At 54.6% G+C, this 24,083-nt stretch carries 19 protein-coding genes; 14 read left to right on the top strand and 5 right to left on the bottom strand.

What is annotated here, in order from left to right; genetic code table 11:
* The first annotated feature begins 26 nt into the window (after positions 1 to 26).
* Together QZJ86_RS12715 and QZJ86_RS12710 are read left to right on the top strand one after the other, a co-directional pair.
* The gene (locus QZJ86_RS12715) at positions 27 to 1,034 is read left to right on the top strand and encodes a cytochrome-c peroxidase (RefSeq protein WP_301670794.1); all 1,008 of its coding nucleotides are present in this window, start codon (positions 27 to 29) and stop codon (positions 1,032 to 1,034) included.
* 189 nt (positions 1,035 to 1,223) lie between these two features.
* A complete protein-coding gene (locus QZJ86_RS12710) occupies positions 1,224 to 2,438 on the top strand; it encodes a flagellin N-terminal helical domain-containing protein (RefSeq protein ID WP_301670793.1) in 1,215 nt (404 codons plus the stop codon).
* A gap of 62 nt (positions 2,439 to 2,500) precedes the next feature.
* Here the strand turns inward: QZJ86_RS12710 and ald are convergent, their stop codons facing one another.
* A complete protein-coding gene (gene ald / locus QZJ86_RS12705; RefSeq protein ID WP_301670792.1) occupies positions 2,501 to 3,616 on the bottom strand; it encodes an alanine dehydrogenase in 1,116 nt (371 codons plus the stop codon).
* A 261-nt stretch (positions 3,617 to 3,877) separates the two neighbouring features.
* Between ald and QZJ86_RS12700 the strand changes: the two genes are divergently transcribed.
* The 10 genes from QZJ86_RS12700 (at position 3,878) to QZJ86_RS12655 (ending at position 13,950) form a co-directional block, all read left to right on the top strand.
* Complete coding sequence (locus QZJ86_RS12700) at positions 3,878 to 5,539, top strand: ATP-binding protein (protein ID WP_301670791.1); 1,662 nt, start codon at positions 3,878 to 3,880, stop codon at positions 5,537 to 5,539.
* A gap of 173 nt (positions 5,540 to 5,712) precedes the next feature.
* Positions 5,713 to 6,678 (top strand): PQQ-dependent catabolism-associated beta-propeller protein, encoded by a 966-nt coding sequence (locus QZJ86_RS12695; RefSeq protein ID WP_301670790.1) that lies wholly within the window; start codon positions 5,713 to 5,715, stop codon positions 6,676 to 6,678.
* Complete coding sequence (locus tag QZJ86_RS12690; RefSeq protein ID WP_301670789.1) at positions 6,675 to 7,412, top strand: ABC transporter ATP-binding protein; 738 nt, start codon at positions 6,675 to 6,677, stop codon at positions 7,410 to 7,412. Before QZJ86_RS12695 ends, QZJ86_RS12690 begins: the two co-directional genes overlap by 4 nt.
* Positions 7,409 to 8,218, top strand: coding sequence for an ABC transporter permease (locus QZJ86_RS12685; protein WP_301670788.1), 810 nt, complete (start codon positions 7,409 to 7,411; stop codon positions 8,216 to 8,218). The genes QZJ86_RS12690 and QZJ86_RS12685 overlap by 4 nt, the downstream gene beginning before the upstream one ends.
* A 257-nt stretch (positions 8,219 to 8,475) precedes the next feature.
* Complete coding sequence (locus QZJ86_RS12680; RefSeq protein ID WP_301670787.1) at positions 8,476 to 9,861, top strand: MFS transporter; 1,386 nt, start codon at positions 8,476 to 8,478, stop codon at positions 9,859 to 9,861.
* A gap of 36 nt (positions 9,862 to 9,897) precedes the next feature.
* Positions 9,898 to 10,362: a single-stranded DNA-binding protein gene (gene ssb / locus QZJ86_RS12675; RefSeq protein ID WP_301670786.1), complete on the top strand. Its 465-nt coding sequence runs from the start codon at positions 9,898 to 9,900 to the stop codon at positions 10,360 to 10,362.
* A gap of 24 nt (positions 10,363 to 10,386) precedes the next feature.
* Complete coding sequence (locus QZJ86_RS12670) at positions 10,387 to 11,553, top strand: MlaE family ABC transporter permease (protein WP_301670785.1); 1,167 nt, start codon at positions 10,387 to 10,389, stop codon at positions 11,551 to 11,553.
* Positions 11,554 to 11,555: 2 nt separating this feature from the next.
* Positions 11,556 to 12,347 (top strand): ABC transporter ATP-binding protein, encoded by a 792-nt coding sequence (locus QZJ86_RS12665; RefSeq protein ID WP_301670784.1) that lies wholly within the window; start codon positions 11,556 to 11,558, stop codon positions 12,345 to 12,347.
* Entirely contained in the window at positions 12,344 to 13,336 is a 993-nt protein-coding gene (locus QZJ86_RS12660) for an MlaD family protein (protein WP_301670783.1), read from the top strand. The genes QZJ86_RS12665 and QZJ86_RS12660 overlap by 4 nt, the downstream gene beginning before the upstream one ends.
* Positions 13,337 to 13,368: 32 nt before the next feature.
* Positions 13,369 to 13,950 carry a PqiC family protein gene (locus tag QZJ86_RS12655; RefSeq protein WP_301670782.1) on the top strand — a complete coding sequence of 194 codons (582 nt, stop codon included), beginning with the start codon at positions 13,369 to 13,371 and terminating at the stop codon, positions 13,948 to 13,950.
* Positions 13,951 to 13,968: 18 nt separating this feature from the next.
* Here the strand turns inward: QZJ86_RS12655 and QZJ86_RS12650 are convergent, their stop codons facing one another.
* The gene (locus tag QZJ86_RS12650; RefSeq protein ID WP_301670781.1) at positions 13,969 to 14,277 is read right to left on the bottom strand and encodes a DUF6156 family protein; all 309 of its coding nucleotides are present in this window, start codon (positions 14,275 to 14,277) and stop codon (positions 13,969 to 13,971) included.
* Between the two features lie 324 nt (positions 14,278 to 14,601).
* On the opposite strand from QZJ86_RS12650, the gene QZJ86_RS12645 reads away from it, so the two are divergent.
* Complete coding sequence (locus QZJ86_RS12645) at positions 14,602 to 15,957, top strand: (Fe-S)-binding protein (protein ID WP_301670780.1); 1,356 nt, start codon at positions 14,602 to 14,604, stop codon at positions 15,955 to 15,957.
* Positions 15,958 to 15,961: 4 nt separating this feature from the next.
* Positions 15,962 to 17,668, top strand: a complete 1,707-nt coding sequence (locus QZJ86_RS12640) for an AAA family ATPase (protein WP_301670779.1) — start codon at positions 15,962 to 15,964, stop codon at positions 17,666 to 17,668.
* 6 nt (positions 17,669 to 17,674) lie between these two features.
* On the opposite strand, the gene QZJ86_RS12635 is transcribed toward QZJ86_RS12640, so the two are convergent.
* From QZJ86_RS12635 to QZJ86_RS12625, 3 genes are all read right to left on the bottom strand, one after another.
* A complete protein-coding gene (locus QZJ86_RS12635) occupies positions 17,675 to 19,864 on the bottom strand; it encodes a CHASE2 domain-containing protein (RefSeq protein WP_301670778.1) in 2,190 nt (729 codons plus the stop codon).
* 183 nt (positions 19,865 to 20,047) lie between these two features.
* On the bottom strand, positions 20,048 to 20,524 hold the full coding sequence (locus QZJ86_RS12630; protein WP_301670777.1) for a hypothetical protein: 477 nt from the start codon (positions 20,522 to 20,524) through the stop codon (positions 20,048 to 20,050).
* 37 nt (positions 20,525 to 20,561) lie between these two features.
* Complete coding sequence (locus QZJ86_RS12625) at positions 20,562 to 24,038, bottom strand: FecR domain-containing protein (protein ID WP_301670776.1); 3,477 nt, start codon at positions 24,036 to 24,038, stop codon at positions 20,562 to 20,564.
* Positions 24,039 to 24,083: the final 45 nt, after the last annotated feature.

Below are 24,083 nucleotides of genomic sequence, written 5' to 3'. Positions count from 1 at the left end.
TAACAATAATTACTTAGGAGGATGACATGTTTAAATTTCGTATGCTGGTTTCCGCGATAGCGCTTACCGGTTCCTTGTCTGCAATAGCGTCCGATGCGCTGCCGACTACGGCACCGGCCCCGGCCGACAATCCCACAACAGCCGAAAAAGTGACATTGGGCAAAATGCTGTATCACGATCCTCGTTTGTCTTCGACTGGCACTGTGGCTTGTGCGTCTTGCCATAACATCATGCTGGGCGGCGAAGACAACCGTCCTAACGCCATGGGCGTCAACGGCCAAACCGGCGGCCGCAGTGCGCCGACCGTTTGGAACGCCGCGTTCAATAAAGTCCAGTTCTGGGACGGCCGCGCCGACAGTCTGGAAGCGCAAGCCGCCGGCCCTGTTACCAACCCGATCGAAATGGGTATGAAAAGCTGGGATGACGTGGTGGCTCGCTTGAAAACCATCAAAGGTTATCGCCAGGCCTTCGAATTGGCCTTCGGCAGCGATGCGGAAGCCATTACCAAGGACAACGCCACCAAAGCAATTGCCGCTTACGAGAGAACTTTGATTACGCCAAATAGCGCTTACGACAAATATGTCAAAGGCGATAAGGACGCATTGACGGAACAGCAAGTGCGCGGCATGAAAAAAGCCGTGGAGATCGGCTGCACCAGTTGCCATAGCGGTCCTGCATTTAACGGTCCGGGCACATTCCAAAAATTCCCGGTTACTTCCAGCGGTTATTTCGAAGCGCAGTATCACTTCAGCAAGGATAAAGGCTTGGCGGAAGTGACTAAAAAAGACAGCGACGAACATCTGTGGAAAGTGCCGACTTTGCGTAACGTGGCTTTGACCGCACCTTATTTCCATAACGGTTCCGTGAAAACCCTGGATAGAGCGGTGTGGTTGATGGCTAAATTGCAGTTGAACAAGGAGTTGTCGGATGACGATGTCGCCGACATCGTGGCCTTCCTGAACGGTTTGACCGGCGAATTCCCGGCTCAAACCATGCCGCAATTGCCAGGCACACCGGGTACGACTTTTAACTGAGCGTTATAAGGTCGCGAAACGAAAGGGCCGTAAGGCCCTTTTTTTTGCCCAGCGTTGAAGCTGTTCGCTTGGGCTGCCCATAAAGGTTTTTTTCCATGGGTCGCTATCTTATAACGGTCCATGCACATATCTCATAAACGGGCAGAGCATATGGGGCCGATATTTAACTGATTTCCGACAAGCACGAGCGTGGCGTTTTTTATCAACACCAATATTGTTTCGCTGAACACCCTGCACAAGCTGACGAATACGCAGAATGCAATAGATACATCTTTTCGGCGTCTGTCATCGGGAGTGCGTGTTAATAGTGCCAAGGACGATGCGGCTGGGTTAGGCATAGCGAATCGCATGGAGTCTATAGTGCGAGGGCAGACTGTGGCTATTCGCAATGCCAATGACGCGATTTCGTATGCACAAACTGCCGAAGGCGCTTTAAGTCAAATCACCGAGCTTTTGCAGCGTATGCGCGAACTCGCCGTTCAATCGGCCAATGCCACCAACGCCGAAGCGGACCATGTTTCGTTGAATACTGAATTCGCACAGTTACAAGCGGAAATTACCCGAATAACGGTTAATACCAAGTTTAACGGTGAGAGCGTATTTGCGGGCAGTGCTAAGACATTTCAAATTGGCAGCGACACCACTGCCGACAACCAGATTACGACGCAAGGTCAGAACTTGATTGCAGATACTAGTGCAACGGGTAACGCCGCTTTTATTAATAATGGCGTCACCCAGGCCACTTTGAATAAGGCCAGAAGCGCGTTTATCGCTAACGGTGGCTTGTTTGATACATCCGACGGCTCGCCTTCGGCAGGCGATGTGGCGGCATTAGCGGCTGTGGCAACCGCATTCGAAAATAATATTCCCACACAGGATCAATTAACCTACGATGCGGCGAAATCTGCATTTATGAGTGCTGGCGGCAGTTTTAGCGCTAGCGATGGTAGTGCAGTAATGGCGAAATCCGGTAGCGCCACCACGGTTGTTATGATCGCCGGCGTACCGGTTACACAAACCGTTGCCGTTGCGACTGCGAGCGATATAAGTGCTTTTAACGCATTCAAATCGGCTGAATTCAATCACTATGCCGCAGCCAAAGGCATTCAAATTTTGGATCAACCCAGCTCGTTATCGGCGATCAGATCAGTCGATAATGCATTGCTGGAAGTGCAAACCGAAGCAACACTTCATGGCGCTACCCAAAACCGCATGTCAACCGTGATTTCTAATTTGCAATCCTCTGTGGAAAATCAAGCCGCAGCGCGTAGTCGGATTATGGATGCGGATTTTGCTACAGAAACCGCCTCGTTGGCGCAGCATCAAATATTACAGCGCGCAGGCATGGCAATCTTGGCACAAGCGAATCAGTCGGCAAATATTGTTTTGTCTTTATTGCAGTAAAGGCGGCCTGCCACCGGTAATGCCCGTTTTCAAGTGAGCATTACCGGCCGTATTGAGCGGCATTAGTTGATGAATTGTTCCGGTGCCAGGCAATTGAAGCCGAAGGCATCGGCAATACCCTGGCAAGTGACATTGCCGGCAACAATATTAAGTCCGTTCAATAAAGCCGGATTGTCGCGCAAGGCCTGTTGCCAGCCTTTGTTGGCCAGCTGAATCACGTAAGGCAATGTGGCATTGGTCAAGGCCAGCGTTGAGGTGCGCGGCACACCGCCAGGCATGTTGGCCACCGCGTAATGGACCACATCGTCAATGATATAGATAGGATCGGCGTGGGTGGTGGGGCGCGTGGTTTCCACACATCCGCCTTGGTCCACCGCCACATCGACGATCACCGTGCCGGGCTGCATCAGTTTTAAATCTTCTTGGCGTATCAGTTTGGGTGCGGCAGCGCCAGTGACTAACACGCCGCCGATGATCAGATCGGCACTGCGGATTTGTTCGAGGATGGCGTGTCGGTTGGAAAACAGCAATTGCACATTGGCCGGCAAAATATCGCTAAGCTGGCGCAGGCGTTCCAGCGATAAATCCATCACCGTCACTTGCGCGCCCAATCCTGCCGCCATTTTCGCGGCCTGAGTGCCGACCACGCCGCCCCCCAGAATCAAGACCTTGGCAGGCAACACGCCCGGTACGCCGCCCAGCAATACGCCGCTGCCGCCGTATAGTTTTTCCAGATAATGCGCGCCTTCCTGTACAGCCAGTCGGCCGGCTACTTCCGACATCGGCGTCAGCAAGGGCAGTTCGCCGGACGGCAGTTGCACGGTTTCATAAGCGATGCAGGTGGCGCCGGAAGCCAGATGCGCTTCGGTCAGCGGCCGATTCGCGGCGAAATGAAAATAGGTAAACAGCGTTTGGCCGGGGCGGATTCGCGACCACTCAGGTTCTATGGGTTCTTTCACTTTGACGATCATTTCGGCCGCCGCCCAAACCGGTTCCGGCCCTCCGACCAGTTCCGCGCCGGCCGCCTGATATTGATCATCGCTGAAACCGGCACCGATCCCGGCACCGCTTTCCATCACCACGCTATGCCCGGCACCGATCAACGTCGCCACGCCCGACGGCACCAGCGACACCCGGTTTTCGTTGGGTTTGATTTCCTTGGGTAGCCCGATTTTCATATTCACCTCTTGGGTCGTATTTAAGAATGCCGGTTTGATGATAGCAATAATTGGACCGCCGTGTTGCTTATGCCGAAATAGCCGAGTTTTCATTAGGTTGTCGCAATCGCTAGTGGCCATCGGCCGGCGGTTGTCGGGTTTTTGGTGTCATTTTGGCGCAAAAGCGTATGGATGCCACAAGGTTTCGGCGTGACATTTATGCTCGGACGGACCTTGAAAATCGGCTAAGCTTAGCCCAGTTGCTTTACCTAAGAGGACATCATGACGCCGCAAACTCAAAACATCCTGATTGGCCATTTAACCGAAGTCAGAGGCGACGGTATGGACGCCCGCCTCACCGAAGAACATTCGACGGCGGCGCCCATCATAAAAATCGGCGACGAGGAAATACTGGCCGGTAATATCGGTTCTTACGTGGTGATTCGCCAGTCGCATATCGGGGTGTTGGCGCTGGTATTCAAAATGTGGGAGCGCGACCGTTTTGACAGTGCTGGCAATCGTGCCACCGACCGCTTCATCGCCTTGGTACCGGTCGGGGAGCTGAACGAAAACAATGTGTTCATTCGTGGCGTACGCCATTATCCGACGCCAGGCGCGGCGGTCTATGCGGTGGGACTCAGCGAGATCAACGCGATTTTTTCCAAATTCCGCGATTACGAATTTTTCATCGGGCAACTGGCTAGCCATAAGGATTATCACTTAAGTCTGGATCCGCGCGCCCTGTTTGGCCGGCATTTTGCGATTGTCGGTCAATCCGGTTCCGGTAAATCCTGGACGGTGACCAGTTTGATCCAGCACACCATGAAAGCCATGCCCAAGACCCATATGATCATGCTGGATCTGCATGGCGAATATTGCTGGAAGCGCCCGGACGGCGGTATCGAATCGGCGTTTCCCGCCGAGCAGGTCAACTATGTCGATGCGCTGGAAATGGAGATGCCGTACTGGATGATGAGCTATGCCGAACTGGTCGACCTATTCATCGACCGCGACGATCCCGGTTCGTCTATCCAAATGGCGTTCATGCGCGAAATTTTGCAGCAGTTGAAACGTAAGGAAGCCAAAACGATAGGCTTGGGCTCGGTCACCATCGATACGCCGATTTATTTCTCGCTAGCGGAAATGTATATGCAATTTAAAGCCGCCAACGAGGAACGCAAAGACTTTGGGAAAACCAAAGGGGCGCTGTTTGGGCAGTTCGACGAGTTTCTAGTCAGGATGCAGAGCCGTTTCAACGACGTGCGTTACGATTTTTTATTAAAACCTAAAAAGCGCACGAGCTCAGATAGCATGGCCGGTTTACTGCGACAGTTCGTCGGTTTGGGCGAGAAGAAAGCCAATATTACCGTGGTCGATCTCAGCTCGGTGCCTACAGACGTGCGGCCGGCGGTATCGGCGCAGGTCGGCCGCTTGGCGTATGAGTTCAATTACTGGAATCCACGCCGCCGCGAGTTTCCGATCACGCTGATTTGCGAGGAAGCCCACGCCTATATTCCGCGTGAGAAAGGCGGCCAATTCGATGGCACCAAGAAAATGATGGAGCGTATCGCCAAGGAGGGTCGCAAATATGGCGTTTCCATCGGGGTGGTCAGCCAACGGCCGACCGAACTCTCGGAAACCATGTTGGCGCAATGCAGCTCCTTCATCTGCTTGCGTACCACCAACCCGGACGATCAAGAGTACATACGCAGTCTGGTGCCAGAGGCGGAAGGCGATTTGGCCGACATTCTCAGCTCGCTGGGCAGAGGCGAAGCGCTGGTGTTGGGCGAAGCCGCGCCGCTGCCGACCAGGGTACAAATCTACCGGCCCAATCCGGAACCGAAGAGTAATGATGTCGATTACTACACCAGCTGGCGGGAAGGCCCGGACGATCTGGATGTAGAAGGTATCGTCGATAACTGGCGGAATCAGAACCGGCATTAGGAAACAGCTTGATTGGCAGCTTAGCGGGAACATTTCCTTTATCGGGCTGATGCATTTGGAAAATCCCGGTCAATGCTGCTCAAGCAGTCGAGCTTAGGGTAAACTGCGCCCCGCGCCCAGCGTTCGGACGGCGCTGGGCAATTAGTGTTTTAATCGGCTCCAAGGAAACTCAAATGCAATTACTCAAACTCAGCAGCGTGGCACTGGCTCTACTGTGCTCGGCAGGGCTGCATGCCGAAACCGTATTCGTCACGCTGGAAAAAGACAATGCACTAGCGGTACTCGACCCTGTCGAAGGCAAGCTGGTCAAAACCGTGCCGGTCGGTCAGCGGCCGCGCGGCATCGCCATCAGTCAGGATGGCAAGACTCTGTTCGTTGCTACCAGTGACGACAATACCATCCGCATGTTGGACTCGGACACCTTGAAAGAAACCGGCAAGCTGCCATCCGGCGAAGACCCGGAAACCTTCGCCGTCAGTCCCGACGGCAAATTCATGTATGTCTCCAACGAGGACGACGCCGAAGTGACGGTCATCGACATCGCCGCCAAGAAAGCGGTTGCCAAGGTCAAGGTTGGCGTCGAGCCGGAAGGCATCACCGTCAGCCCGGACAACAAATGGACCATCAGCGCGTCGGAAACCACCAATATGCTGCATTGGATCGATACCAAGACCCGGCAGATTGTCGATAACACCCTGGTCGATCCGCGACCGCGCGCGGTGGCGTTTACCGACGACAGCCAGCAATTGTGGGCGACTTCGGAAATGGCCGGCACGCTGACCATCATCGATGCGGCATCGAAACAGGTCGTGCAGAACATTAAGCTGGATGTGCAAGGCGTCAGCAGCGATCAAATTCAGCCGGTCGGAATCGCAATCGACAAGGAACGCCGCTACGGTTACGTGGCGATGGGGCCGGCTAATCGAGTGGCGGTGATCAATGCCCAAACCTATAAGGTCGAAAAATTCCTGCTGGTCGGCCAGCGGGTCTGGAATCTGGCTTTCTCGCCGGATCAAAAGCGCCTGTACACCACCAATGGCGTCAGCAACGATGTCTCGATCATCGATCTGGAAAACCAGAAAGTGACCAAGTCGGTGGCGGTGGGCCGTTACCCTTGGGGCGTGGCGGTCAAGCCATGACCGAATTTGCCTTAGCGGTCGAAAACCTGAGCTTTGCCTACGGCAGTAAAAAAGCCCTGGATAAGGTGTCTTTCCAGGTTTCCGCCGGCGAATGCACGATCTTGCTTGGCCCCAACGGCGCCGGCAAGAGTACGCTGTTTGCGCTGATCACCCGGCTCTACGATGCCAGGGAAGGGCGCATCGGACTGTGCGGTTTCGACATCAAGAAACAAAGCCTGCAAGCCCTGGCCAAGCTGGGCGTGGTGTTTCAACAGACTACGCTGGATCCGGATTTGTCGGTCACGCAAAACCTGCGCTACCACGCCGCGTTGCACGGCATCAGCCGCAAGGCCGCCGACCTGCGGATACAGGAAGAACTGGAACGTTTGAACATGTTCGAGCGGCGCGGCGAAAAGGTTCGGCAACTGAACGGCGGTCACAAGCGCAGGGTGGAAATCGCTCGTGCCTTGTTGCATAAACCGAGCTTGTTGTTGTTGGATGAGCCGACCGTCGGTTTGGATATGCCCAGCCGGCAGGCCATCGTCAGTCACGTACACGAACTGGTTAAACGGCAAAATCTGGCGGTGCTGTGGGCAACGCATTTGATCGACGAAATCGCCGCCGACGACAGTTTGATCGTGCTGCACAAAGGCCAGGTCAAAGCTAACGGCAAACTGTCCGAAATCTTGCAGACCACCGGTTGGACAGACCCCGGACAGGTGTTCCAAAAACTGACTCAAGGACCGCAAGCATGAGAGTGTTACATTACTGGCGGGCGACGGCCGGCATCGTCGGCCGCGAATTGCTGCGTTTTCTGCATCAGCGCGAGCGTTTTGTGTCGGCTTTGGTGCGGCCCTTGGTGTGGTTGTTCGTATTTGCCGCCGGCTTCCGCGCCGCGCTGGGCATCGCCATCAGTCCGCCCTATGAAACCTATATCTTGTACGAGGTTTACATCACGCCCGGCCTGCTCGGCATGATTTTGCTGTTCAATGGCATGCAAAGCTCGCTGTCTATGGTCTACGACCGCGAGATGGGCAGCATGCGCATGCTGATGGTTTGCCCGCTGCCGCGTTGGTTCTTGCTATGCAGCAAACTGATCGCCGGCACGGCGGTCGGCGTGTTGCAATCCTACGCATTTCTGGGGATCGCCTGGCTGTACGACATTCAGGCGCCTTTAATGGGCTATGTCTGGATTTTGCCGGCGCTGGTGTTGGTCGGCATGATGCTGGGTGCGCTGGGCCTATTGTTGTCGTCTTTCATCAAACAATTGGAAAACTTCGCCGGGGTGATGAACTTCGTAATTTTCCCATTGTTCTTCATGTCCACCGCCTTGTATCCGCTCTGGAAAATCAAGGAATCCAGCGAACTGCTGCATACCCTGGCCCAATACAACCCGTTCTCCCAGGCCGTGGAACTGATCCGTTTTGCGTTGTACGAGCAGTTCAACCAGCAGGCGCTGATCTTTACCGGTGCGGCGTTTTTAGTGTTTATCGGGGCAGCGATTTTAGGCTATAACCCGTCGAAAGGTATGATGGTTAGGAAGGGTGGCGGTGGAGATTGATGAAATAGTCAATAGCTGGCTAGATCAGGTTACCTGATAGCCTTACCCGACAAAAGCCAAGCCAATGTCACGTAACGGCTGACGCCGCAACATGACCTACAAACGGTATACATGATACCGCGGATTCACGAGTGGATGCCGTGGCGTTTATCATCATACGCTCGCGCCTGTTTCCGCCATTCACACGCTGGAGCGTCCCGCCCATAAACTGGTACTATAGCGACCTTTAACGATTCGAGGCAAAGGGGAGTTAGGGTTTGACACAGGTTCAGGATATTACCAGTCCGATGACGGCCATGGAAAAGCGGGCGACCGTATCGCTGGCCAGTATCTATGCGCTCAGGATGCTGGGTTTATTCATGCTGTTGCCGGTGTTGTCGCTGTTTACCGAGCAAATGCCGGGCTCAACGCCCAAGCTGGTGGGTTTGACGATGGGAATCTACGGCCTGACCCAGGCCATCCTGCAAATCCCGTTTGGCTTGCTGTCCGACCGTTTCAGCCGCAAGACCGTCATCGTGATCGGTTTGATTCTATTCGTGGCTGGCAGTGTCTGGGCTGCGCTGGCGACCGATATTTATGGGGTTTTGATCGGCCGGGCCTTGCAAGGTTGCGGAGCGATTTCTGCGGCGGTAATGGCGTTGTTGGCCGACTTGACTCAAGAAGTGCATCGCACCAAAGCCATGGCTACCATAGGCGCCAGCATCGGCGTATCCTTTGGTGTGGCAATCACTATGGGGCCGGTGATCGCTCATCATTTCGGCATTTCCGGCATTTTTTGGATGATCGCGCTGTTGGCGGCCATGGCGATTTTGGTGATCCTGTTCGTGGTGCCCAATCCGCAGAAAATTACCACCCACCGCGACGCCGAATACATTCCGTCGGAATTTAGTTCCGTCATCAAGAACCCGGAATTGCTACGGTTGAATTACGGCATCTTTGCCTTGCATTTGATTTTGATGGCCAGCTTCGTGGTGGTGCCGCTGCTGATGCGCGACGCCGGCTTGCAAGGCGGCAGTCACTGGATGGTTTACCTGCCGGTATTGGTGACTTCGATGGCGATGATTATTCCGTTTGTGATCATTGCCGAGAAAAAGCGGCAGATGAAAAAAGTCTTTATCGGCGCGATTGCCACCTTGGTGGTCGCCAATGTCGGCTTCGTGCTGCTGCACGGCGAGTTGATCGGTTTGATTGCTTGTCTGTGGCTCTTTTTCTGTGGCTTTAATCTGTTGGAAGCGACCTTGCCGTCTTTAATTTCCAAAACCGCGCCCGGCGATCTGAAAGGCACGGCGATGGGTATTTATTCCAGCGCCCAGTTCCTCGGTGCATTTTTAGGCGGCGCGGCGGGCGGCTGGCTGTACGGCGAGTTTGGTCCCGCTTCGGTGTTCCTGTTTTCGGCGGGCATTGCCGCCAGCTGGATATTGATCGCCTTGTTCATGTCGCCGCCGCGCTATTGGGCCAATCTGCTGCTGTCGTTGCAAGCCATCAAACCGGAGCAGGGCGCTGAATTTTCCCGGCAATTGTTGGCCATCAACGGCATCGAAGAAGTGCGGCTGCATTTCGAAGAAAATGCCGCGTATTTGAAAGTCGATAACCAGCAGCTCGACAAAAACCAATTAGGTATTTTTTTAAAGCAGTGGCAGTAGGCCACTGTACATCGCAATTTTTACACGGAGACAAACATGCTGAATAAAGTCATGCTGATCGGCCGCCTCGGCGCCGATCCGGAAGTACGTTATATGCCGAGCGGAGACGCCATTACCACCATCCGCTTGGCCACCAGCCGCCGCTGGAAAGACCGCAATACCAACGAACGCAAGGAAGAAACCGAATGGCACCGGGTGGTGTTCTTCAGCGGTTTGGCCAAAATCGCCGGCGAATATCTGAAAAAAGGTAGCCAGGTTTATGTCGACGGCCGGATTCGCACCCAAAAATGGCAAGGCCAGGACGGTCAGGAACGCTACACCACCGAAATCGTCGCCGAAAACATGCATATGCTGGATAGCCGCAGCGGCGGCACCACTAGTTACGCCGACAGCAACACGCCGCCGGCCAGCAACTACGACAATCGCCAGTCTGCGCCTGCTGCCGGCCCGCAATCGGCGCCGGCTTCGTACGACGATTTCGATGACGACATCCCGTTCTAAACCGTCACTCGGACCACTACAAGGATGACACAAGCTGAAACCTTGGCGCTCACCGACTCGGGCGCACAGCCCGGTACGATAAGCGCAACTCGCCAACAACAGACTTTGGCCGTTGCGTTCGGCGGCGACTGGGTACTCGATGCGCAAATGCCAGCGCTCGACGCCGTGTTGGCGCAGATCGAAACCGAACAGGGTGTCCAAAATCTAACATTTTCGACGGAGGCTTTAGGACGTTGGGATAGCATGCTGGTCACCGAATTGATCAAACTGATCGATTGTGCGTCCCATAAAGGCATAGCCGTCGATAAAACGACCTTGCCGGCGGCGATTCAAGGTTTGCTGGCTCTGGTTTACGCGGTACCGGAGCGCGTCGATGCGCATCGCGACCAACAAAAAACCAGTTGGTCGCAGGCATTGGCCGTCAGTACGGGTAATGCCATTCAGCATGGTAAAGAGATTTTGATTTTCGTCGGCGAAATGACCACCAGCACGTTGGCGACATTACGCGGCCAGGCGCATTTTCGCTACCAAGATTTATGGTTGTATATCCAGGAATGCGGGCCGTCGGCGCTGCCCATCGTCACCCTGATCAGCCTGCTGGTCGGTTTGATTCTGGCCTTCGTCGGCGCGGTGCAGCTGTCCTTGTTCGGCGCGCAAATCTATATCGCCAATCTGGTTAGTCTGGGCATGACCCGTGAAATGGGCGGGCTGATGACGGCGATCATCATGTCCGGACGCACCGGCGCCGCCTACGCCGCGCAACTGGGCACCATGCACGTCAACAGCGAAATCGATGCGCTGAAAACCATGAATCTGGACCCGATGGCGTTTCTGGTGCTGCCGCGCATGCTGGCCTTGATTATCATCATGCCGCTGTTGTGTTTGTACGCCGACTTAATGGGCATTATCGGCGGCGGCCTGGTGACGGTGAATTTCTTCGACGTGTCCTTGACCGAATATCTGGACCGTACCGCCAGCGCGGTCAAGATGAAGGATTTCGTGATCGGTTTTGTTAAATGTTCGGTATTTGGGATTCTGATCGCCTTGTCGGGTTGCATGCGCGGCATGCAATGCGGCCGCAGCGCCTCGGCGGTCGGTGATGCCGGCACTTCGGCGGTGGTCACGGCCATCGTCTTTATCGTGGTGGCCGATTCGGTGATGACCATCATCTGCAATCGCTTGGGGATTTAACGATGGCCGATGCCTGCATCACGGTAAAAAATTTGACGATGACTTACGGCGATTTCGTGATTCAGCGTGATCTGAATTTTACGATCAATCGCGGCGATGTGTTCATCATCATGGGCGGCAACGGCTGCGGTAAAACCACGCTGTTGCGGCATATGATAGGTTTAAAGGCACCGGCGCAAGGCGATGTCTGTTACGGCAAGCAGGGACTCTGGCAAGCCGACCCGAAAGTCCGCCAGCAAATTTTGGCGCGCACCGGTGTGCTGTTTCAAAGCGGTGCCTTGCTCAGCTCGATGACCTTGGCGGAAAACGTCGCGCTGCCGATTACCGAAGCTACCCAGTTGCCGGCCAAGAAGGTGAGGGAGATTGTTTCTTATAAACTGGCGCTGGTCGGCTTGGCCGGTTTCGAAGATTATTATCCCTCTGAACTGAGCGGCGGCATGCAAAAGCGCGCCGGTTTGGCGCGGGCCATGGCATTGGACCCGGAGATTCTGTTTTTCGACGAACCGTCGGCCGGCCTGGACCCGATTACTGCCAAATTGCTCGACGACCTGATCTTGAGCTTGAGCAGCGCCTTGTCGGCTACCATCGTCGTGGTCACCCACGATCTGGACAGTATTTTCGCGATCGGCAGCAATTCGGTGTTTCTGGATGCCGAAACCCGCACGGTCATCGACGGCGGTCCGCCGCAAAAGTTGTTACACGAATCCAAGCATCCGAACGTGATAAGGTTCCTGAATCGCGGCGATCAATCCGAGCAAAATAGCAATCATCGACATATGAGGAACGAGGCGTGAGCAAACAGGCCAATCCACTTGCCATCGGCGCGTTTTTGGTCGGCGCACTGATTTTGCTGACGGCGGGCGTGATGATTTTCGGCGGCAGCGATTTTTTTAAGGACAAAAAACGCTTCGTGATTTTTTTCGATTCCGCGTTAAACGGTTTGAACGTCGGCGCGCCGGTCAAGTTACAAGGCGTGCAGATCGGCAATGTCAACGAGATTTCTCTGGTGATGGATTCCGCGACCGGCCGCATTTTCAAGCCGGTGGTGATCGAAATCGATCCAGCCTTGCTGCAAGACTTGTCGGTACAGCAATCCGGCGGCCACAGCAAAAAACAGCGTATGCAGGATGCTCAACGTATGATCGATGCCGGTTTAAAGGGCCGCTTGGAGACCCAGAGTTTGCTAACCGGCCTACTGTATGTGGATTTGAATTTTTATAGCGACAAGCCGATCAATCTGGTCAAGCTGGATTACAAGAATCTGCCGGAACTGCCCAGCGTACCGACCACAGTCGATGAAATTCGCAACACCGCTGACGAAATCTTCAACCGGGTGCGGCAGTTACCGTTGGAAGAGATTACCAAAAACATGGCGGATACCTTGAATTCGATGCATGGCTTGCTGGAGTCCGAAGAGACCAAAAAATCGATGACGGCCTTGGCTAATTCCTTGCAGGAAACCCAGCGGCTGATGGGCTCGCTAAACGATCAGATCGGGCCGTTAATGGTCAACGCCAATAGCGCCCTGACCGAGACTCGCACCACCTTGCAAGACTTTAACAAAGAATTGTTGCCGGTGTTGAAAGCCGCCGAACAAAGTTTGAATGCCGCGACCAAGATGATGGAAGGCTCGCAAAATGCTTTAACCGCAGTGGAAACGATGGCCGCGCCGGATGCGCAACTGGGTCAAACTTTGGTGGAAATGCGCAATGCCGCACGTTCCTTGAAGGATTTGACCGAGTCGCTGGAGCGGCGGCCAGAGTCGTTGATATACGGCAAATAGATTGGGTTGTTAACAGATTTAACCGGACGCATATGAAACACATAATTTATTTGCCAATGCTACTTTTCGCGCTGCTACTGAATGCTTGCGGTAGTACGCCGATGCAGTTTTACATGCTCAATGCCGAAACCGGCGCGCCGCTGTCGGGCACTGCTTTGCCGGCAGGCACCGTTTTGGGTTTAGGACCAGTCCATTTGCCGGCTTATCTGGATCGCCCGCAGTTGGTCACGGCCTTGAGCGAGCATCAATACCAACTGGACGAGCACAGCCGTTGGGCTGAGCGCCTGGATGAAAATATCACCCGCGCCTTGGGGCTTTCCTTAGCCAAACAGCTGGGTATCGAACAAGTGGTCCGCTATCCGTGGGCGCCACGCCAAGCTATCGATTACCAAATCAGCTTCGACATCCTGGAATTACATCAAACCGCCGCCGGCCAAAGCCGCTTATCGGTGCAGTGGCAATTGAAAAAAGCCGAACAAGTGATCAAAGGTAAACGTTTTGAGTGCAGCGAAGCAGCGGCCGATGACGCCGAAGCCATAGTCACTGCGCAAAGCCGTTGCTTGACAAGGTTTAGCGCCGAATTGGCGGATACGGTGCGTCAAGCAGCGCGCTAAGAGACTGGGTTCAACATCTTAATCCGTTGCTAACGCCGCCCCCGTTTCGTCGAAGCGCAATACATTGATCTCGCCATCCGCATCGGTAATTTCCGCTTCGGCCAGCGTGCCGTTGGCATGGTAGGTGTAGACATGGCGCAATTCCACATCGCCGTAGACCAGTTTTTCCAACAGCAGTAAGCGCTGATCGGTATCGTAACAGCCGCGAAAATAAGTGTTACGGTTTTCCAGATGGCTTTCGTCTTCCAATTCGTTGACAAGTTTCAACGGTAGTTTTACGCCGCTATAGCTGATGAAATAGCGGCAGTCGCAGTTTTCCAATTCCACGTCGGTTTTCCAAGGTTAAAAAACTAATTTCCGCAATTTTTGTGCCGGAATAGGCGGCGCGGATTGCCTGGCTTTGCCGGCGATTTAGCCTGCTAATGCTGTGGTAAATCGTTCGCCGCTGGTTCGGATTGTCGGGTTTGCTACATCGGGCCGGGCTTCAATCCAGCGACAAAATGAAACAATAGCGCCAAAGCTAGGGCGGATAAGCGTAGCGCATCCGCCAAGCATTGAAGGGTGGCGTGGATGCACTACGCTTATCCACCCAACATCGACCCGACTGGCTTTGTTTTTGCTTGGTCTAGGTTTTTAATCAGCCTAGCGCCTATGAAACTGTTTCTGGATTGGTCGTCTTACGAAAACGCCGGGATGGGCGACGCCTATGCCGATATTCCCAAACACGGCGCCGATTTCGCCAAGGCCGTGGCGGTGTGCATCGGTAGCCGGCAGTGCGAACGGGACGCCAAAGGGGTAATGTGCCCAAGTTTTAGAGTTTCGCAAAATCCAGGATTATCGCCGGGCGGCCGGGTGAAAGCCTTGAAAGCGGCCTTGAATGCCGACAACGACACTGCTTTTTTCAATCCCGATTTAGCCGAAACCATGGCCTTGTGCGTCAGTTGCAAGGGCTGCAAGCGCGAATGCGAGAACGAAGTGGATATGGCTCTGATCAAGGCCGAGTTTCTGGCGCAGCAAGTGCAGCGCAATGGCTTGACGCCAAGGCGGCGGCTGTGGGCGGAGTTACCGAAGATACTGCGTTGGCGCGGAATCCGGTCTTTAATCCAGTGGCGCAATCGTTTGCCGCTGCTGGCACGTTTAGGCGAAGCCTGGCTGGGCATCAGCGCCAAAGTCCGCTTGCCGGAACCGGCTGCACAGCCCTACCAAGTACCTAAACAATCCGAACTTGGGTTGCATCCGGAGTTGGCCGACAAACAAGTCGTGCTGCTGGTCGATACCTTCAATTATTATTTCAATCCGGCCGCGGCCGAAGCCGCTAAAAAGCTGCTGAATAGCGCTGGTTATCATGTACATATCGCCACTCCGTTAGCCGGCGACGATTCGGACCGCCCCCTGTGCTGCGGCCGCACATACTTTTCCAATGGCCTGATCGACCAGGCCCGCGCCGAAGCCGGGCGCATGGTCACGGCGCTGGCCGATCATGTCGCCGCCGGCCGCACCATTATCGGCCTGGAGCCGTCCTGCATCCTCAGTTTACGCGACGAATATTTAAAGCTGGGCCTGGGCGAGCCGGCGCAAAAACTGGCGGAAAAAATCTTGCTGCTGGAAGAGTTTATCGTCCGCGAACAAACCGGTAAACGTTGGCCGTTAGAGTTTCAAGCCATTCCCGGCGTCAACAGTTTGCTGTTGCACGGCCACTGCCATCAAAAAGCCGTCGGCGCGATCAAGTCGGTGCGCAAGCTGCTCAAACAACTGCCCGATCTGAAATTTGAGCTGATCGAATCGTCCTGCTGCGGCATGGCCGGCAACTTCGGCGTCGAAGCCGAACATTATGATCAGGCCCAAGCCATGGCCGAATTGGCCTTGTTCCCGGCGTTGCGGGCCGAACCCGACGCGCTGCTGGTCAGCAACGGATTTTCCTGCCAACAGCAGATCGGCAACGGCGGTTTCGCCAAGCCGCTGCATTTAGCCGAAGTACTTTGTTTAGCCTTACCGTCACAGGATTGATGCGATGAAATTAACCATAGACAAACGTCATCTCGAACAACTGCTAACCGATCATCCGCGCTTGCAGAGCCTGAGCGATCAATTGCGCCTGGGCAACAAAGCCCAGGTCTCGTTCGATCAACTCAGCAGCACCGAACTGGCCAGTCTGGCCGGGATTTATCAGCAAGCCGGCGAAGCGCTGCAACAGCAAGCGGCCTTGTTGGCGGCACTGCAACAGGCCATGGCCGAGAACACCAAGCGCTATAACGCCGAGCAATTGGAGATGCTGTTGCCCGACATTGCTCAGTATCTGCTGGACGGAGCGATTCGCGGCTGGTTCTTTCAGGTAGTAGGCGGTGGCCGCACCTTGGCTTATCTGATTACCCGCCTGGATTACACACCGCCTGGCGAGGAAGAAGCCGGACGGATATTGATCGAATTAAAAGCCAACAGCAAAGGCAAAATCGCCAACGAGACCTTGATCATCCGTGGCAAGGATTTGGCCGACAAAACCATCCCGGAAATTTTCGCCGGCAAAGGTTATTTGAAAGAAACCGCCGAGTTGATCGCCAGTTACGACGAAGCCTCCAGCCGCTATTTCGACTGGCGGGCTCGCTACGGCGAACAGTTTTCCGGCTGGGGCACCGGCCACTACGCCGAAGACCCCACTGCCAGCCACCGCAACAACGACTGGACGCGCAAAAACACCGTGGTGTTGTCGTCCGGCGGTGGCGCTTGCCGTTTGGTCAATGACGAAAACATTCTGGCTGACCGGGCGCTAAGCCTGGATGCCTCCGGCGATATTTTCGGCAACTATCTGCGCAAAGCCGGCAAAAGCATGCGTTACGACAGCAAAACCGAAAGCGCGATGGAAGCCAGCAAGGCCGAGATTGCCAAGGGCTTGTTCACGGAGTTGCCGGTACACGGTTACATCCTGCTGTTTCATCTGGAATTACACCATCACGTCTGGGTGCATGTCGACGATCTGCGGCCCTACGTCTATCAGCCGGAATTGAAAACAAAGCTGATCCTGCCGCCGGAGCAGACCGACTTGATCGACATTCTGACCGCCGAAATGGATATGTTGATGGACGATATTGTGGAAGGCAAATCCGGCGGCACCACGGTGTTATGCGCCGGTCCGGCCGGGGTGGGCAAGACGCTGACCGCCGAAGTGTATTCGGAAATCATCAAGCGGCCCTTGTACCGGGTGCATTCCGGCCAGTTGGGCCTGAACGTCGCCGAAATGGAAAAAACCCTGAAGGACACCTTGATCCGTGCCCAGCGCTGGGGGGCGGTGATGCTGATCGACGAAGCCGATGTTTACATCAAAAAGCGCGCCGACAATCTGGCGTCCAATGCGGTGGTCGGGGTGTTTTTGCGGGTGCTGGAATATTTTAACGGCCTGCTGTTCTTGACCACCAACCGGGTGGACGACATCGACGAGGCTATCATTTCCCGCTGTATTGCGATGCTGCGCTATCACTCCCCGGACCATGAAGATCGCTGCAAAATCTGGCGGGTAATGACGGAACAATTTGCCTTGCCGGTTGAGGAAAATCTGATCGACGAACTGGCGGCCATCTTTCCCGGTGCCACCGGCCGCGATATCAAAGGCCTGACCAAACTGGTCGCCAAGTTCTGCCAGCAAAAACAACTGGCGCCGGAGCTGGAGGTATTCAAGCGCTGTTCGGTGTTTAGAGGCTTGGAATTAGCCGACGAAGCGGCCTGAACGGGGCTATTTGCCATCCAAGGTAATCACACCATCCCAAGCCTGCTCAGGGTTTTGCAAGCGCGCCAGAGCTTGTTGCCGATAGAACCGCGTCGGACCGTCATCGGTGTTCATCTCCAGCGCGTCTTGAAAAAGCCGGGCCGCGTCGTTCCACTGGCCCTGGCGGAACGCCTGCAATCCATCGGCAAACTGCCGATACAAAGCGTTGTGTTGGGCGTCGATCTGTCCCACCGTTCCGACGATTTCCAGCAATTCCACCGGTTCGGCGCGGCCCAGTAGACGAAAGGCGCCGACTGGTCTATAGACAATATCGGTTAGGTCGGCGGTGACCGACTTGGAAGCCAGTATCTTCGTGCCCAGATACTTGTTGACACCCTGGATTCGCGAAGCGGTGTTGACGGTATCGCCGATCGCCCGGTAATGGCTGGTATCGCCGGCGTCCAGGCGGCCGAGCGTCAGCTCGCCTTCATGCAAACCGATGCGGGTGGCGAGCGGTGCCAGACTGGAGGACAGGTTGAACGAGGCGACCGCCGTGGCCATTTCCAGTGCGGCCAAACAGGCGGCGCGGCGTTGGCTGCTGGCCGGGGCGTCGAACCACACCGCCATCATCGCGTCGCCGGTCACGTCGGCGATCACGCCGTCGTGCGATACCACAGGATGCCCCAGCACTTGATAATAGGTATTCAATAACGTCCACATTTCCCGCGGCGAATGTCTGGCGGCAATGGTGGTATAGCCCTCAATGTCGGTGGCCAGGCATAAACCGCTGACATCTCTTTCGGTGCTGGCGGCCCCGACATTAGCGGTTTCCGTCCATTGCCCAGGCGCCGCCGGCAGCATACCCACCCATTGCGGAAATACTCTGCGCACGAATGCCAGCATGCGGCCTCGTTCCCGCATCAGCTCGTAGCGCGACCAGGCCAGGGTCAGCAGCCAGGACAGCGGCAATTGAAGCAACAATGGCATCGCCACCGGTAGCCACCAATGGCGTAGCCCGAACAGCCAGACAGCCAAGCCGGCATACATTGAGGCAAACGCCAAGCTGATCGCGATGCCGGTCCAGCCGGCAAATCGAACCAGTACCAATGCGACCAGCAAGCCAAAGGCGCCGGATACGAGCCCGCTCGGCGCCGGCATTTCGATAAAACAGTCTTCCAATAAATTGGCAAATTGCGTGGCCATGATCTCCACTCCGGCCATTTTGCCGGTGCGCGAGTCGGAATAGGGGGTTTGGAAAAAGTCGGATTTGCCTGGCGAAAATTGGCGGTTGGCGCGGCCGACGAACACCACTTTGCCCTGTAAATCGCCAACCTTGCCGTCGTACACGTCGCTATAGGATTCCATCCTCAGCGTGCGAGGCGGGCCGTAGTAATTCAGATAGCGGCTGTCGCCATTGCATAGCAAGTTATCGATGCGGCGTTGCAGCGGCGATCGCGCGGGCAAGCCATCGCTTTTGGACCGGCATGCGCGGCGTTGCTCGGTTAACCAAGCGGAGAACGGTCGATCGGTTTGCGCAGTGGCGCCGGAACGTTGTAGATAGTAAAGCCAGGTTACCATCGGCAGACTCGGCGCTTCGGCCAAGGCATCGAAAAAGGTCCAGACTTCGCGGATGCTGGCGTTTTCCGCGTCATTAATCAGGAAAAACGGCGCATGGTCCAATGCCGCTTCGGCAATGGCTGCCGTCGCCGTGACGCTACGCATCGCCACCAATTGTTCGGATAGCGCCGTATTCGAGTCGCCGTCCCTGGCAACGACGGGCTGACTATTGGTATCCGAACATTCCTCCCGGCCGTAAAAGTCCTCGACGCCATGCCGAAATTTTTGCACGCATTCGACCAGCAAAACGTTGCCGGCCTCGCGCATCGCGGCGACAAGAGCTGGGTCGTCGGCTGGGTGGGGTTGAATGAATTGCAGGTCGAATACGACCAATAGCGCACCTTGTTGCTGTAGGCGTTGGATTAATCCGGCGTGAAAGCTGCGCCAGCGCGTGAGATCTTGACCGACGCCAAGCCGGTGTTCCGAGGCTTCGTCCATTGCGATCAGCACTATCGCTGAAGGTGGCGTTTGGGGGCCTCGGATTCGGAGCAGGGTATCTAGCCCCAGCGTTGACTCTAAATCAACGATGAAATTGATGGCGCCACCGCATAGAAAAACGACAAAACCGATGGCGAGCGAGCGGAGCCAAAAGCGGGTCATAAGTTGATTGCTTTACGCATCGGCTGCAAACATGGTTAAGCGGGAGAGCAGGGCCCCCAGTGAATTTAGGCCGAATTTATCTGTTCGGCATCCGGGGGCCAGGCTGTTGATGTTCTAGGAATCCGCTTGGGTGTCTTTGAACGTATTCGCGAGATTCAGGGAATTATATAAATTAAAATCCGTTTAGCGCACACGGCCACAATTCTCGTATTGATCGCCGCCGGAAGCGGCAGCGTTACAATGCGACCCTTTGTAGAGTGCGGTGACAGTAATCACAAAGCGTGCCGGCTTCAACTCGCCGTCTTTTTTAATTCTCCCATCGAGTGTCTTTTTGCTGAGTTCCAGAGCGGCCTTAAGCTCCGGAGTACTGTCGTCGACAATCAGTTCCACTTTACATTTTTGGGGTTCGGCAACTTCTTTGCCCAGTTTGTCTGTGGCGGGGCGATAGTCGGATTTGGATTGGCCCGGTTGGATACAGGCTGGTACATGCTTGCCGCTCTCCGGATCTAGAGTGACTAATTTTGAGGTCTTGAAATCGATTCCGCTAGCTAGCGGCGCATTATTCTCGACAAGTTTTTCGATGGGCTTGTCGCACCCGAATAAAAAACTGCTGCCCAATGTCAGTAGTATGCCTGCTTTATAGATATTATATGTAGCCATTATAGTTCTCCTGTTTTTGATAAATTTTGGGTGGTTTCTAGTAAAAAAAACTAATTTTTACGAATAATTGCCGTTCGGGAATGAAAGGACCGATTTGCGGGCCGCTGGCGTCGAAGTTGCTTTGGTAATTAAATTTGTTATCGAATAAATTTCGGACTTCAAAATTGATCGTGCCTAGTTTCTTCGGAAAGCGATAGCCTATTGCTGTGTCGAATGTCCAAAAATCCTCGCTTTGATGATCCAGTGGGTTGGCGATAAAGTCCGACACAGTGGCGACATGTTGGTTGACATAGGTGCCGCTAACTCTTGTGAATAGGCCGCTAGGGTGAAACAGATTGATAGATAACGGTACTTGATGCGTGCCCACGCTTTGAGGAAGATTGGAACTACCGTTGCCTAGTACAAACGACCGGTCTAGCTTTTCAAATTTATATTCGGTGCGAAAAGCCACCCATTCGGTTGGCGCCCAATAGAAATAGGCTAAATGCGATAATTCGTTCCGGTCGAGAAGTACCGACGAGCCGTTATCGAAAAAAAACGGTTGTCGGCTATCCCGCCAGCTTAGTTCGCCGCCCATGAATACGGTTTTTAAGGGATGGTAGTCTAAGCCCACCCCGTAACGCCAAGCTCTGGCATTGTTATTGTCGTCGAAAAATTGATTGAATCCGGCGATCTGTGTCGGTTCTATCGTTTGATTCGCGGCCAGACGTCGATTCAGGGTTTTAAATATGGCGCCTCTTAGGGTTAAGTTTTCGATGGGATTCCAAGCGATACCGAATTTAGGGTTGAGTTGTTGGCGCTTAATTAACGAGGGGTTTCGCGTGGATATTCTGGATGAACCATCGGAAAAATATCTCGCCGAATCAAAACTAACTAATTCATTGTCCAAATAATCGAAACTGAGTCCCAAGGTTGTCGTTAGGTTTCCCGGTAAATATTGTTTGGAGTATATATAACCATTGAAATGATGCGTTTGACTGGTTGTTTTTGACGTATCGGTGAGCGGATCCGGTGCGCCGTTGATAAAGACGTTTGTATTGTCATAGTTTATATCGTTCCTTAATTCCAGATGGCCCACCCCGGTTATTAATTCAAAGGAGTGCGGGCGGTAAAGATATTGTATTTCGGTTTGATAGCCTTCGTTTTTGTTTAACCTGGATGTATCGTCAAGGTTGTCGAAGTCAGGATCGTCGGCGAAGGCATGTAGGAAGTTATCATGGGTGAGTTCCTTTCTCCTGGTATAAAAAAACGAACCGATCACATCCTGTTCGGGATCGATTTTAAAATGGCTGCCTATTCTTGCGGTGTCTTGCTTAATCGTTTGTCTCAGCGTTTCGTCGTGAAACTCGTTCAAACGCATCGGCACGTCGCCGGCCCTGACGTTTTCCGATTTCAATTCGACTTGCAGATTAAAGTCTTGAGTAAAAGCGTATTGGGCAAAGGCGTCGTAGACATTCCGCTGGTAATCGTCGTTTTGGCGAAAGCCGTCGGTCTGGTAATGAAACTGTCCCAGGCTCATCGACAGGTTGTTGTATATGCCGGAGACGATGGCGCTGTCGGTCTTGGTATCGCGGCTGCCGTATGCGCCGTTCAGAACCAGATGCGCGCCGTTGGCTGTATACAAGGAATCGTATTCGTTCATCGACAAGCTACCTGGTCCGGTATTATTCAAAATGCCGATATTTTCGCCGGTTAGTTGCGGTTGAACCGGGGTGATATTGATCGGTTGCAACAACTGCGCTTGCAATAATTCGCTGGCTCGGGCCACCCGGTAGCGCGGTTGGCCGATATAAGAATCCGATAGAAAACGGTGGGCTGATGGATTGGCGGCGTCTTGGCCCAGCGAGGTCCAGGCCTCCTTCAAGGCTACGCGACCGAAACCCAGGTCGTTGTATATCCTTGCTAAATTGGCGCTACGCGCCGCAGCATCCTCATCCAGCAACTGTTCAGAGCGATATACGCCGCGATTGTCGTTCAAATCTCTGGCTTGCTGCATATCCTGCAACGCTTCGATGGGACGATTGGCGGCTTGCTTGCGCAATGCGTCGTAAAAATAGGGGGTTGGGTCCTTGGGGTCGCGTTGTTTGGCCAGATCGAATTGATCGCCGGCCAGACGCTCGCGTTTTTCCTCGAAATAAGCTTTGCCTAGATAGCTGCGGATCAGTGAGTTATTCGGATCGAGTATTGCGGCGATTTCCAGGTCCCGACGGCCTGCTTCTAGATCGCCGCTGCGGATTTTCGCCAGTCCCAGACCCAAGCGCGGCAGTGGCGCCTTGGAATCTAGCCGGATGGCGGTGTCGAAGTGTTGGCGGGCGCCGGCTGTATCGACTCTGAACAAATTGGAAAAGCCCATCACCGTCTGGGTTCTTTCCAGGCCGGGATCGAGCGCGAATGCCTTGCTTGCCGATTCGGCGCTTTCCGAGCGCAAGCCCAAGGCTAATTGCAGTTCGGACAGACGCGCCCAGGTTATCGCATCGTGCGGCGCCAGTTGTTTGGCGCGCTCCGCGGACTGTAAAGCTTTTTCCAGTTCGAAATGGCCTTGCCAGACGTAGGACAGTGCGGAATGCGCGTTTGCCGATTGCGGATTCGCGTTGACGGCTTGCAAAGCCAGTGCATGGGCTTCGGGTTTGTGGCCTTGCGTCAAGGCCAAAACCGAGGCGAGCGCCAGCGCATCGGCATCGTCCGGGTTTTGCGCCCATAGCGCCTGAATATCCCGCATCGCCAACTCGCTTTGGCCGGCCGTCAGCCGGATGGCGCCACGAACTTTGAAAAAATAAGAGGTTTGTTGCGCTGGCGGAAAAGCGTCGAGCGCCGCCAAGGCAGCGTCTACCCGGCCTTGGCGGTAATCCTGGATCACAGCGCGCAGTGCCGGGTCTATAGGTGTTGTGGCGTCGGGGTAGGGTAACAACGGCGGGTAATACAGCGCCCAATTGACGGCGTCGCCGGGTCTGATGTCGATTCGGGCTCGTGGTGCCTGGCCCGGTACCGCGTGCGCTGCTTCACCGGGTTTCATGTGGATGTCGCCGTCGGCATTGAAAAACCTGACGGCACCTTCGTATACCCACAAGTCCGCGGTGGCCGCGTCGGCGCGTAGCGCGAATTCGGTGCCTTCCGGGCCGGCGTTGGCGATCGGCGTCGTGATTTGCAATTGCCTAGGGGTGCGGCTGATGAAGTGGACGAAACCTTTCAGTAAATCCAAAAGCGTGGGTTGGGTCGTGGCGATGCCATTCAACGACAAAATGGTACCTTCGCCAAGTCGTAGTGTGATGCCGTTGGGTAGTAACAAGGATGCGCGGCTATAGGCTTCCACCCGGACGCGGCTGCCTTCGCAGAATGTCTGGTCGAGTTGGCCAGGCTGCCATCGTCCGCTGCCGTCCGCGTCGAAAAACAGCGTGCCCTGTAAGGAAACCAGCTTCGCAGCGCTTTCTGCGTCGCAGTTTCTTACGGTCGCATTGGTTTCGGCTAAACATAATGGTGAAAATAAAACCATGAAGCAAATCACAAGGTGACGCATTTTCTCTCCGTAGGGGGTTTCTCGGAATATAGCTTAACTCCCTAC

Origin of the sequence: Methylomonas montana (genome assembly GCF_030490285.1) — a bacterium.
Classification (GTDB): Bacteria; Pseudomonadota; Gammaproteobacteria; order Methylococcales; family Methylomonadaceae; genus Methylomonas; species Methylomonas montana.
The sequence above is the reverse complement of the archived record's forward strand: the minus strand, read 5'-3'. Positions and strand labels throughout refer to the sequence as shown.